The 12,103-nt window shown below is 55.5% G+C and carries 11 protein-coding genes and 1 pseudogene; 4 read left to right on the top strand and 8 right to left on the bottom strand.

What is annotated here, in order from left to right:
- Positions 1 to 21: 21 nt before the first annotated feature.
- The 3 genes and pseudogenes from HMPREF9371_RS12860 to groES all read right to left on the bottom strand — a co-directional run bounded on the left by HMPREF9371_RS12860 (position 22) and on the right by groES (position 2,418).
- A pseudogene (locus HMPREF9371_RS12860) lies at positions 22 to 262 on the bottom strand (ATP-dependent exonuclease).
- Between the two features lie 152 nt (positions 263 to 414).
- Positions 415 to 2,058: a chaperonin GroEL gene (gene groL / locus HMPREF9371_RS00140; protein ID WP_009117732.1), complete on the bottom strand. Its 1,644-nt coding sequence runs from the start codon at positions 2,056 to 2,058 to the stop codon at positions 415 to 417.
- 72 nt (positions 2,059 to 2,130) lie between these two features.
- On the bottom strand, positions 2,131 to 2,418 hold the full coding sequence (gene groES / locus HMPREF9371_RS00135) for a co-chaperone GroES (protein WP_009117731.1): 288 nt from the start codon (positions 2,416 to 2,418) through the stop codon (positions 2,131 to 2,133).
- A 344-nt stretch (positions 2,419 to 2,762) separates the two neighbouring features.
- On the opposite strand from groES, the gene HMPREF9371_RS00130 reads away from it, so the two are divergent.
- Positions 2,763 to 3,209: an acyl-CoA thioesterase gene (locus HMPREF9371_RS00130; protein ID WP_009117729.1), complete on the top strand. Its 447-nt coding sequence runs from the start codon at positions 2,763 to 2,765 to the stop codon at positions 3,207 to 3,209.
- 118 nt (positions 3,210 to 3,327) lie between these two features.
- On the opposite strand, the gene HMPREF9371_RS00125 is transcribed toward HMPREF9371_RS00130, so the two are convergent.
- The 5 genes from HMPREF9371_RS00125 to HMPREF9371_RS11125 all read right to left on the bottom strand — a co-directional run bounded on the left by HMPREF9371_RS00125 (position 3,328) and on the right by HMPREF9371_RS11125 (position 8,608).
- Positions 3,328 to 3,987: a deoxynucleoside kinase gene (locus HMPREF9371_RS00125; RefSeq protein WP_009117728.1), complete on the bottom strand. Its 660-nt coding sequence runs from the start codon at positions 3,985 to 3,987 to the stop codon at positions 3,328 to 3,330.
- Between the two features lie 19 nt (positions 3,988 to 4,006).
- Positions 4,007 to 4,504 (bottom strand): 2-amino-4-hydroxy-6-hydroxymethyldihydropteridine diphosphokinase, encoded by a 498-nt coding sequence (gene folK, locus HMPREF9371_RS00120; protein WP_009117727.1) that lies wholly within the window; start codon positions 4,502 to 4,504, stop codon positions 4,007 to 4,009.
- Positions 4,501 to 5,868 carry a polynucleotide adenylyltransferase PcnB gene (gene pcnB / locus HMPREF9371_RS00115; RefSeq protein WP_040660533.1) on the bottom strand — a complete coding sequence of 456 codons (1,368 nt, stop codon included), beginning with the start codon at positions 5,866 to 5,868 and terminating at the stop codon, positions 4,501 to 4,503. Before pcnB ends, folK begins: the two co-directional genes overlap by 4 nt.
- Positions 5,869 to 6,120: 252 nt before the next feature.
- The gene (gene tkt / locus HMPREF9371_RS00110) at positions 6,121 to 8,100 is read right to left on the bottom strand and encodes a transketolase (protein WP_009117725.1); all 1,980 of its coding nucleotides are present in this window, start codon (positions 8,098 to 8,100) and stop codon (positions 6,121 to 6,123) included.
- A 253-nt stretch (positions 8,101 to 8,353) separates the two neighbouring features.
- Positions 8,354 to 8,608 (bottom strand): helix-turn-helix domain-containing protein, encoded by a 255-nt coding sequence (locus HMPREF9371_RS11125; protein ID WP_009117723.1) that lies wholly within the window; start codon positions 8,606 to 8,608, stop codon positions 8,354 to 8,356.
- Positions 8,609 to 8,677: 69 nt separating this feature from the next.
- Between HMPREF9371_RS11125 and dndC the strand changes: the two genes are divergently transcribed.
- From dndC to dndD, 3 genes are read left to right on the top strand one after another with little or no spacing between them, the layout of a single operon-like run.
- Positions 8,678 to 9,805 (top strand): DNA phosphorothioation system sulfurtransferase DndC, encoded by a 1,128-nt coding sequence (gene dndC / locus HMPREF9371_RS00105; protein WP_009117722.1) that lies wholly within the window; start codon positions 8,678 to 8,680, stop codon positions 9,803 to 9,805.
- Positions 9,802 to 10,023 carry a DNA modification system-associated small protein gene (locus HMPREF9371_RS00100; RefSeq protein ID WP_009117721.1) on the top strand — a complete coding sequence of 74 codons (222 nt, stop codon included), beginning with the start codon at positions 9,802 to 9,804 and terminating at the stop codon, positions 10,021 to 10,023. The genes dndC and HMPREF9371_RS00100 overlap by 4 nt, the downstream gene beginning before the upstream one ends.
- A gap of 3 nt (positions 10,024 to 10,026) precedes the next feature.
- Complete coding sequence (dndD, locus tag HMPREF9371_RS00095; protein ID WP_009117720.1) at positions 10,027 to 12,072, top strand: DNA sulfur modification protein DndD; 2,046 nt, start codon at positions 10,027 to 10,029, stop codon at positions 12,070 to 12,072.
- Positions 12,073 to 12,103: the final 31 nt, after the last annotated feature.

The raw sequence follows: 12,103 nt of genomic DNA, 5'->3' as shown, positions 1-12,103 counted from the left end.
GCAGCGCAACAAACTTGAAGATCAAAGTGTTCTATAGGCCAGTCCGATCAAACACCAAACTGAACGCGTGAGCCGTCTCCTAGGTCGAGACCTTTGCAAAACCTCCAGATGCGGATGCAGTTCAAGGCGTAGCAGCGCAGCGAGCGTGAACGCCAGGAATCCCTGTGGGAAAGACATATCACACGATAGGCAAGCGAGTGAGCAGTACCCATAGGGCATAAACGCACAACGCAGAAATGCGCCGCAGATGGGGGTTTTGCAAAGGTCTCAGGAGATTATTGGCCGGATGGCAATCGTGCACCACCCCGCCAAATCGCGGTACCGTTCAGCGGCCGACCCCCAGCCGAAAACGGCAGACAGAAAAAACCCCGCGTGAAACGCGGGGTTGGTTGGCTCCAAGCAGTCGGGTGGGGATTACATCATGCCCATGCCGCCCATACCACCCATGCCGCCCATATCGGGCGCTGCAGGTTTGTCTTCCGGGATTTCGGCAATCATGCAGTCGGTGGTCAGCATCAGACCGGCGATGGAGGCGGCGTGTTGCAGGGCGGAGCGGGTCACTTTGGCCGGATCCAATACGCCCATTTCAATCATGTCGCCGTAGCTGTCGGTGCCGGCGTTGTAGCCGAAGTTGCCTTGGCCTTCCAACACTTTGTTCACCACCACGCTGGGTTCGCCGCCGGCATTGGCCACAATCTGACGCAGCGGAGATTCCACCGCGCGCAGCACGATTTGTACGCCGGCTTCTTGGTCTGCATTGGCGGTTTCCACTTTGCTCAAAGCAGCACGGGCACGCAGCAGGGCCACGCCGCCGCCGGCGACCACGCCTTCTTCCACCGCCGCGCGGGTGGCGTGCAGGGCGTCGTCCACGCGGTCTTTCTTCTCTTTCATTTCCACTTCGGTGGCGGCACCCACTTTGATCACGGCCACGCCGCCGGCCAGTTTGGCCACGCGCTCTTGCAGCTTCTCTTTATCGTAATCGCTGGTGGCGGTTTCGATTTGGGTGCGGATTTCTTTCACGCGGGCCTCAACGGCAGCTTTGTCGCCCAAGCCGTCGATGATGGTGGTGTTCTCTTTGCCCACCTCGATGCGTTTGGCTTGACCCAAATCTTCCAAAGTGGCTTTTTCCAAAGACAGGCCCACTTCTTCGGCAATCACGGTACCGCCGGTGAGGATGGCGATGTCTTGCAGCATGGCTTTGCGGCGGTCGCCGAAGCCCGGCGCTTTCACGGCCACGGTTTTCAGAATGCCGCGGATGTTGTTCACCACCAAAGTGGCCAAGGCTTCGCCTTCTACGTCTTCGGCGATGATCAGCAGCGGACGGCTGGTTTTGGCCACTTGCTCCAACACCGGCAACAGGTCGCGGATGTTGCTGATTTTCTTGTCGAACAGCAAAACAAACGGGCTGTCCAAACCGGCAATCTGTTTTTCCATGTCGGTAACGAAGTAGGGAGACAGGTAGCCGCGGTCAAACTGCATGCCTTTCACCACTTCCACTTCGTTTTCCAGCGATTTACCGTCTTCCACGGTGATCACGCCTTCTTTGCCCACTTCGTTCATGGCTTGGGCGATGATGTCGCCGATGGATTCGTCGGAGTTGGCGGAAATCGAAGCCACTTGGGCGATTTCTTTAGATTTCTCCGGCACCGGCTTGGCGATGTTTTTCAACTCGTCCACCAAAGCGGTCACCGCTTTGTCGATGCCGCGTTTCAGGTCGGTCGGGTTCATGCCGGCGGCCACGTATTTCATGCCTTCGGCCACGATGGCTTGCGCCAATACGGTGGCGGTGGTGGTGCCGTCGCCGGCCACGTCGGAAGTTTTGGACGCCACTTCTTTCACCATTTGCGCGCCCATGTTTTCAAACTTGTCTTTCAGTTCGATTTCTTTGGCCACAGACACGCCGTCTTTGGTGATGTGCGGGCCGCCGAAGGCGCGGTCGAGCACCACATTGCGGCCTTTCGGGCCCAGGGTCACTTTTACTGCGTTGGCCAACACGTTTACGCCGTTGACCATTTTCTGACGGACGTCATTGCCGAATTGTACGTCTTTAGCTGCCATAATTATTTACTCCAAAATCAATGATTTAAGTTTTTCAGGTAGCCCTTGCGAAACCTTAGGCTACCTGAAGGATTATTCTACGATACCGAAAATATCTTCTTCGCGCATCACCAGCAATTCGTCGCCGTCCACTTTTACAGACTGGCCGCTGTATTTGCCGAAAATCACCTTGTCGCCCACTTTCACATCCAGCGGACGGCGCTCGCCGTTTTTGTTCAGCTTGCCTTCGCCAACGGCAACCACTTCACCCATATCGGGTTTTTCTGCCGCAGCGCCCGGCAACACAATGCCGGAAGCGGTTTTTTCTTCCGCTTCCAAACGCTTCACTACTACACGGTCGTGCAAAGGACGGATGGCCATAATTTTCTCTCCGATATTCAATTGTTTGAAAAATTTCCGGCCCGATGGGCCCGTTAAGAAAGCGCCCGCTCCAAACGGCGGCGCGCCAAGTGTGCAGGCAAAATAAGGCTGGGCGGCACGAATTCAAGTGCCCTGCGGCAAAATTTCTGCCGCTGAGGCACGCCGCAAACCTATCTGCTTTGCCTGCTTGAAAAAATTCCTTCCCGCCTATTCCATTTATCCGCCGAGAGGCTACCTGAAAAGCGCCCCGCGGCCTTTTTGATGCCCGTGCCACGGTTTGCCAACGGCTTGTCAATTCTGCACAATACGGCGGCCAATCAGCCAACCACACAAAGGAGAAACGCATGAGCGCCCTGCAACGCATCCAAGTGCCGATGCCCGACAACGTAGCGTTTGAAACCGAGCTCACCGTCTGCATCGGCGACATCAACTACGGCAACCACCTCGCCAACGATGCGGTGTTGCGGCTGGCCCACGAAGCACGCATCCGCTTTCTGGCGGCCCACGGCTGCACCGAACTGGATGTTTTCGGCGCCGGCCTGATTATGGCCGATGCAGCCGTTCAATATTGTGCCCAAGCGTTTCACGGCGATGTGCTGCAGGTTCAGGTAGCCGTCGGCCACATCGGCAGCGCGGGCTTTGCGCTTTACACTCGTTTTTGCCGCCGCAGCGACGGCGTGGAAATCGCCCGTGTCAAAAACGGCTTGGTGTTTTTCGATTATGCCGATCAGCGCGTGGCCAAAACCCCGCCGGCGTTCCGCGAACGGTTTGGAGCAGCCGCCGCAGAATAAACTCAGGCAGCCTGAAGTTTCTTTAAGGGTATCTGCTTTGCCGCAGGCTACCTGAACACACCTACACCAGCCGGCTTGGGCTTCAGGTTACCTGAAAGCCATCAGACCTTATTGCCATTTATTCGTGCAGATTGAGGTAGAAACGGCTGCCCTGCATATTGTCCACCGCCTGCAGCAAGAGGGCGAAATGCTCGTCGTTGCCGCACAAATCCAACTCGTCGGCATTGGCAATCAGCAAGGGCGCGCGGTCGTAGAGGTAGAAATAGCGGTGGTATTCTTCGTGTATCTGGCGCAAATAGCCGGGCGGGAACAGATTGAGCGCCGCCTCGCCGCGTTTGCGCAGGCGGCGCTCGTCGGTTTCCGCCGAAGTTTGCAGGTAAATCACCAAATCGGGCACCGGAAATTCGGGCATGATTTTCTGCTTGATTTCCCAATACAGCGTCTGCTCGGCCTCATTCAAAATCGCCGGCACGTAAATCTGGTCTTTTTCCAGCAGAAAATCGCTCACCACCCGCTGCTGCATGCCGGCATGCGCATCGTGGATTTCGTCCACCGCCGCGATGATGCCGAGCATTTCGGCGCGGCGCAGCAGAAAGTGCAACTCGGCGGCCAGGCCGTGGTTGGCGGCATTGAGGTAAAACTGCTCCAGAAACGGATTCTGCGCCGCCGCCTCGCTCAGCAAAGGGCAGCCGTAATGCTCGGCCAAACGGCGGCTGAGGGCGGACTTGCCGCTGCCGATGGCGCCTTCGACAACAATATAGCGGTTTTTGTTTTGCATAAAAGCCGTCCCTTCCGGGCTACCTGAAAAGCGTTGCATCCAGTTTGACCACCCTTTGGCCGGCCAAGGCCGCGGCCAACTCGGCGGCGGTCTGCTGCTGGCTAGGCAGGCGGTGCTGCGGCGCGATTTCGGCCAGCGGCACCATCACAAAACCTCGTTCGGCGGCACGGGGATGGGGCAGCTGCAAATCCGGCGTGTCCCACACTTGGCCGCCATAATCGATGATGTCCAAATCCAGTGTGCGCGGGGCGTTGCGGAAGCTGCGTACGCGGCCGGCCGCTTCTTCGGCGGCCTGCAAGACGCGCAGCAGCTCGGGCGGCGGCAGATCGGTTTGCAGCAGGGCCACCGCATTGATGAAATCGGGCTGCTCATCATAGCCCACCGGCGCGGTGCGGTAAAAAGACGAGCAGGCGGCTACCTGAACCGAGGGGTGGGCGGCCAAAGCAGCCAAGGCGGATTGCAGCTGGCGAACGGGCTGCGCCAGATTGCTGCCCAAAGCGATGTAAACCGGATTCATGCCGACGTTTCCTCACGCTTGGCCGCCGGCTTTTTGCGACGGCGACGGCGTTTTTTCGGCGCCGCCGGTTCGTCGTCCAAGCGGCAGGGCTGCTGCGCCTGCACCATCGCCACCCGCTGCTCTTGGTCCGCCTCTTGGAAGGCAGTCCACCAATCGGCGGTTTGCTGTTCGGTTTCGCCGGTTTGCGCGCGCAAGAGCAGAAAATCGTAAGCGGCGCGGAAACGCTGCTGCGCCAACAGGCGGAACGGACGGGCGCCGCGGCGGTGGTCGAAGCGCGGCTGCAAAATCCAAATTTCGCGCATGGTGGCCGCATAGCGCTGCGGCACGCCCCAACCTTTTTCCATTTCTTCGCGCATCTGCGCAATCGCAGCCGATAAAGCCGCATCGTCTTTTTTGCCCTGCCGGCGCTGTTGCTGCCAGTAGTGCTGCACCTGCGGCCACAGCACCGCCGCCAACACAAAGCCCACCGACACCGATTGGTCTGCCTTCAGGCGGCGGTCGGTATTGGCCAGCGCCAGCGACACCATATTATGCTCCCCCGCCGGCGGCAGGCCGTGCAGGGCGGCATCCAGCAGAGGATGCAGCGGGCGGGCATCCATCTGCAGCTGTTTGAGCTGGCGCAGGCAGTCTTCGGCCGAACCGGAAAACAGGATTTTCATCACCTCGTCAAACAGACGCGCCAAGGGCTCTTTCGGCAACAGATGCAGTTGCGCTGCAATCGGCTCAGCAGTGTCTTCGGCTACCTGAAAACCCAGTTTGCCCGACAAACGCGCCGCCCGCAGCATACGCACCGGGTCTTCCTGATAGCGTTCGCGGGCATCGCCGATCATCACCAGCCGTTTGGCGCGGATGTCGTCCACACCGTGGTGAAAATCGGTGATTTCTTGGCGTTGCGGGTTGTAGTAGAGCGCATTGCAAGTGAAGTCGCGCCGTTCCGCATCTTGGGCCAGGGTGCCGTAGCTGTTGTCCTGCATGATGCGGCCGTGTTCGTTTTGGCGGGCCGGCCGACCGCCGCCGCGGAAAGTGGTCACCTCAATGGTTTCCGGCCCCACCATCACATGCACAATCTGAAAGCGCCGCCCGATGATGCGGCTGCGGCGGAAAATTTTGCGCACCTCTTCCGGCCGCGCATTGGTGGCCACATCGAAATCCTTGGGCTCGATGCCCAGCAGCAAATCGCGCACCGCACCGCCCACCACATAGGCTTCAAAACCGGCCTGATGCAGGCGCGACACCACTTTCTCGGCCGCGAAACTGATGCTGCCCGCTTCGATGCCGTGCTCGGCAAAAGGCAACACGGTTTTCCGAGGACGCACGGCCGCAGATTTGGCGGGAAATACTTTATGTAGCCACTTTTTCAACATATTGCGTTCAAAATCATCCAGCATGCCGGCGGCGCAAGGGCGCCGCCAAAAAGTGCGCAGTATAACCGAATTTGCCCCGCCTGCCCGAATCCGGCTGCGCATACAAGAGAAAAACGGGCATTTTTCCGCGCAGGCAACCATCCGAATGATTCCTTTGCCGGCGGAGTCGGACCCGAGCAAACACATCGCGCCGGCCACACCAGCATAAAAAAGCTGCCCGTTCAGGGCAGCCTTTATGTTTGGGGTAATGTTTTACAGCACCGCTTTCACCGCGGCCACCACCTTGTCCACCGTGAAACCGAATTCGGCAAACAGCTGCTCGGCCGGGGCGGATTCGCCGAAGCGGTCCAGGCCCACCACTTTGCCGTCCAGGCCCACGTATTTATACCAGCCGTCGCTGACACCGGCTTCCACCGCCACTTTGGGCAATTGCGGCGGCAACACGCTGTGGCGGTAGGCGGCATCTTGGCGGTCGAACACATTGGTGGACGGCATCGATACCACGTTCACCGCCACGCCTTGTTCGGCCAAAGCCTGTTGCGCTTGCAACGCCAGCTCCACTTCGGAGCCGGTGGCGATGATCACCGCTTGGGCGCCGTCGGCCTCGCTCAACACATAGGCCCCGCGGCGGATGTCGGCCAACTGCGCGGCACTGCGCGGCACGAAAGGCAGGTTTTGGCGGCTAAACACCAGGCAGCTGGGATGGTCGGCGGCTTTGGCCGCTTCGGCCCAGGCCACCAGGCTTTCGGCGCTGTCGCAGGGGCGCCAAACCGTCATGTTCGGAATCAGGCGCAGGGTGGCGGTTTGCTCCACCGGCTGGTGGGTGGGGCCGTCTTCGCCCAAGCCGATGGAATCGTGGGTGAACACAAACACCGGGTTGATCTTCATCAGCGCCGCCATGCGCAAGGCGTTGCGGGCGTATTCGCTGAACATCAAGAAGGTGGCGCCAAAGGGTTTCACACCGCCGTGCAGCGCCATGCCGTTCATGATGGCGGCCATGCCGAATTCGCGCACACCGTAGTGCAAATAATTGCCGCCGGCTTCGGCGCTCACCGCGCGGCTGTTCGACCAGTCGGTGAGGTTGGACGGAGTGAGGTCGGCCGAGCCGCCCACCAATTCGGGCAACACCTGCGCCAATACTTCGATGCTGTTTTGGCTGGCTTTGCGGGTGGCGATTTTTTCGCCTTTGTCACACACCGTCGCCAGCGCGGCGTCAATATGGGCATCGAAGTTTTCAGGTAGCCTGCCTTCGCTGCGGCGCAAAAATTCGGCGGCCTTGGCCGGGAAACGGCTTTGGTATTCGGCAAATAAACGCTGCCATTCGGCTTCCAGCGCCGCTCCTTTGTCTTTGGCATCCCAAGCGTCGTACACCGCCTGCGGCACTTCAAACGGGCCATGCGCCCAACCCAAATGCGCGCGGGTGGCTGCGATTTCGTCGGCGCCCAAGGGTGCGCCGTGGGTTTTGTGGCTGCCTTCCTTATTGGCCGCGCCTTTGCCGATCAGGGTTTTGCAGCAGATGATGGAGGGCTTGGCGGTTTCGGCCTTGGCCGCGGCAATCGCCGCGCGCACCGCTTCGGGATTATGGCCGTCCACATTCGGCACCACATGCCAGCCGTAGCTCTCGAAGCGCTGCGGAATGTTTTCGGTAAACCAGCCGTCCACCTTGCCGTCGATGGAAATATTGTTGTCGTCGTAGAGCACCACCAGCTTGCCCAAGCCCAAGGTGCCGGCCAGCGAACAGGCCTCGTGCGACACACCTTCCATCAAACAGCCGTCGCCCAAAAACACATAAGTATGATGATCGACAATATTCAGGCCGCCCTGGTTGAACTCTTCGGCAAGGATTTTTTCCGCCAGCGCCATGCCCACCGCATTGGCAATGCCCTGACCCAAGGGGCCGGTGGTGGTTTCCACGCCGTCGGTATAGCCGTATTCCGGGTGGCCGGGGGTTTTGCTGTGCAGCTGGCGGAAGTTTTTCAAGTCGTCGATGGAAACATCGTAGCCGCTCAGATGCAGCAGGCTGTAGAGCAGCATGGAGGCGTGGCCGTTGGAGAGCACAAAGCGGTCGCGGTTGACAAAACGCGGGTTGGCCGGATTGTGCTTGAGAAACTCGCGCCACAGCACATCGGCCATCTCGGCCATGCCCATCGGCGCACCGGGGTGGCCGGAATTGGCTTGCTGGACGGCGTCCATGGAGAGGAAACGGATGGCATTGGCGGTGGGTGTCGGCATGGTGGTGAAGCCTTTTTGAGTGTGGAAAAACGGCGCGGATTATCGCATTATTTGCCCGCTTCGGACAATCCGCCGCCCCGGCCAAACAGCAGAAAACGGCGGTATAAGGCTACCTGAAAACATTCCGGGCATAGCGACGGCAAGCCGAAAAAAGCGGCCGCAACGGCATGGTAACCGTTGCGGCCACTGTGCCAACTAGTTAACAGAAGAAAAAGCAACCTTCCAATCTACCTTGCCCTACTACCAACGGAACTTAATTGTCACTCTGTGCTACTACATGGCGTAGAACATCCAACGGATCCCATTCTAAGCTTTTACAGTACTGAATAAATTCAAACACATCCAACCTGCGATCACCCGTTTCTACTTTGCCTACAAAAGAATAGATTACACCCAAACGATCTGCTAATGCACGCTGCGACAAACCTAACTCCAACCGCCGCCGGATCAGGATTTGTCGTAAATATACATGTTCAGAAGAGTGGACGGAAAGTCGCAGGTTTGTCATTGCACCGATTTTAGGTACAATCCTATTTGCACCTGTTTTAGGTGCATTTGTATTGCGTACCCAGACACCATGACAGCTGTTATTCCCATTGAAAATAACGTACTCGCTGGTTTTCCAGACATTATCAACAACATTCGTGCCGAATATCTCAGCACTGAACAAAACTATCCGTGGATAGTGACTTTCTCTGGTGGTAAGGACAGCACCTTAGTGGCCCATTTAGTGTTTGAGGCATTGCTATCGCTACCGCCCAGTTTGAGAAAGCGGCGTATTGATTTTGTCTCTAACGACACCTTGGTTGAAAGCCCTTTGGTGGTGAAGCACATGCGCGATACTCTGGCGCAGATTCTGCGTGCTGCACAGATTTTCAAGCTGCCGGTCAGCGGTGAAATCACCAAACCCAAATTGCAAGATACCTTTTGGACACTATTGATTGGCAAAGGCTATCCCACTCCCAACCGCTCTATGCGCTGGTGTACCGACCGTCTGAAAATTCAGCCTACAAGCGGTTATATCCTAAACAAGGTGAATGAGAACGGTAAAGCAATCATTGTTTTGGGGGTGCGTAAAGACGAATCGTCTATGCGCAAGGCTAGTATTGACAGCCATCAAAATCTGGCTAATTCAAACTTAACCCCGCACAGTGATTTGAAAAATGCCTTGGTTTACCGTCCGATTGTGGACTTGAGCACCGATGATGTATGGGAATTTCTCGTTGCTCACAACCCGCCGTGGGGTGGTTCCCATGATGCCCTGGTCAAACTCTACCGCGAGGCTGCGGGTGGAGAATGTCCGATTGTGTTGTCGCAGGAAGATGCACCCGGTTGCGGTACCAATTCCAGCCGTTTCGGTTGTTGGACCTGTACCGTGGTGAATAAAGACCGCAGCCTACAAGGTTTTGTGGATGTAGGGAAAACCGAATTCCAGCCATTGATTGAGTTCCGGGATTGGTTGATGGATATTCGCAATAAACCGGAATACCGCCAAGTAACGCGCCGCAACGGTACGCTGACCATCAAAGATGGCAAACATATTCCCGGTCCGTTTACGGTGGAGGCAAGGCAAATGATTTTGCACAATCTGCTAAAGGTACAAACGGCTTACGGAAGTGAATTGGTGTCACAACAAGAAATTGATTTAATCAAACAGATTTGGGCGGAAGATTTGATTCAGACCCACGAAAGGAAAAATACATGAACTCTGAAACAGAAGAACAGATCAGTGATTTACTCTTGTGGGCCGACAGCGCCGCTAAAGAAATTATGGAAAAAGCGGCAGCCAAGCACGGTGTTTCCTTGGAAGCATTGGCCGATTTGGTGGCATGGGAGCGCGAACAGCAAGAGCGTATCCGCCGCCGTCGCATGACCGATGTATTTGATGCAGTTTTTGATAATAAAACTTATTGGAAGAAATAAGTCATGTGGATTCATTCTATCCGGTTGCGGAATTTCAAATCTTACGACAATGCTTGTTTCAGCTTTCCCGAACCCAAAGACGAGCGAAACATCGTACTGATTGGTGCGCAAAACGGCCATGGCAAAACCACTTTGCTGGAAGCCATTTATCTGTGTTTATACGATAAAGATGCCATCAGCCATTTGACACGGGCAGGACTGAATAGCAACAACACCAATTATCCCGACTTTCTCAGGGCGGCCTTGCACCACCAGGCCGAACCAAATTACGGTCGATACCCCATGAGCTTGGAAATCGAAATGCGGCAAAACCGGCGTAACGAAGTACACGGTTTGAAAATCAAGCGCTCTTGGCATTTTGATGACAATAAGCGGTTGCAGGTTGGCGACAATGAAGTTTTTGTCGAAACCTACAAAAATGGCAGCTATCAACCCGTAGATGAAGACAAGGTCGGCCACTATTTGCATACCTATGCTTTGCCGTTTGATTATGCGCCGTTTTTCTTTTTTGACGGTGAAAAAATTGTTCAGGCCGCCCAGCACAGTGGCGCAGGCAATTGGCTCAATATTGCTTTGAAAGGCCTACTGGGCGTCACATTGCTTGATCGTCTGCGTAACAGTTTGAGTGACTATCGCAAAAAGTGTATTTCCGAAAATGCTTCACAGAAAATGCAGGAAGACTTAGATAAGGCTGAACATGCCCTGCAAACGGCAGAGATTCAATTTGGAGTATGCCAAGAAGAATACGACAAACTGCAAACCGAGCTTGAAGGGTGGATAGCCACGCGCGACAGCCTGACCCAGCAATTGGGTGGTGGTGCGGATATCCGCACATCCGATGATTTTCTACAGCAAAAAATAAAGCTGGACCAAGAAATCGACGAATTCAATGCCAAGGTAAAAGCCGCCGTAAAATCGATGCCCTTGGCGTTCTTACCAAGAAACCGCCTCAAAATGCTACAAATCCAGCTTAATCAGGAAAAAAACCGCTTGAATCACGAAGCGGGCAAAGACCAGATTGCCGAAAAAGTAGATGATTTTTGGAGTGCATTCGTTTCCAACGACAAAGTGAAAGAGGTTTTGGGGCGTTCGGCCAGTATCATTTTGGACGACCCTATGATGAAAGCTGCAGTTAAGGACTGCTGGGAAAAACTGTTTTATCCGCTACCGGAAGAGTGTGCGCAAGACATTCAACACAATTATCTATCGGTTAATGCGCATGCCGAAATTCAGAATGAAATCGGCAGGCTAGGGAGTATGCCGCAGGACAAAATCGGTGGCTTGTTGGAAGAAGCGGATCGGCGCGAGCAAGAACGCAAACAGGTACAGGAAGAAATCGACAAACTCAAAGGTACCAATAAAGACGGTCTAGTTGAACAATTGAAAGAAGCCAATGCCGAGGTAGAAAGATTGTCCGGTACGAAAGGACTTGTTAAAAACCAGTTGATGCACCAAGAAAGAAATCGTCAAAAATACAGAACCGAAGTGACCCGGCTGCAAGACAGTATCAGCGACAGTAATCCGCGACTGCTGAAATCACGCCGGGCAGGAGAAGTGGACAAAGTGATTATACATTTGACCGAAGCGTTAATGAAACAAAAGGTCGGTGAGGTAGGTGAGGTAGCAACACGGATCAACCGTGCTATAGCTCATGACGAGCGTATCGATAAAATCCGCATCGATGCGGGCGGCAGAATGGCTTTGTTTGGTCGAGACGGTTGTGAAACTCGGGTGGATTTGTCTGCCGGGCAGATGCAGATTCTGATCATGTCGTTGGTGTCTGCTTTGGCCGAAGTCACGCGCTATAACGCTCCTTTTGTGATCGATACGCCACTAGCACGCTTAGACGAAGCGCATCGTCAAGGCTTGTTCAGGCACTGGAGCAGTTTGCAGCAACAAGTGATTCTATTGTCGCAAGATACCGAAATCACGCCCCAAGTCCGCAATCAGCTGGAGCCGCATATCAGCCGCACCTATCTGGTCGAGGCCGATTCGTTAGATAGTGCCGGCGCATGCTCCCGTGTGACTGCTGATTTTTATTTTGAATAAGGCTGTCTGACAAACTGATTGATGGGGAAAT

The sequence above is a fragment of the Neisseria shayeganii 871 genome (genome assembly GCF_000226875.1).
In the GTDB taxonomy this organism is placed as follows: domain Bacteria; phylum Pseudomonadota; class Gammaproteobacteria; order Burkholderiales; family Neisseriaceae; genus Eikenella; species Eikenella shayeganii.
Note: the sequence above shows the minus strand (reverse complement) of the source record. Positions and strands in the feature narration are given on the sequence as shown.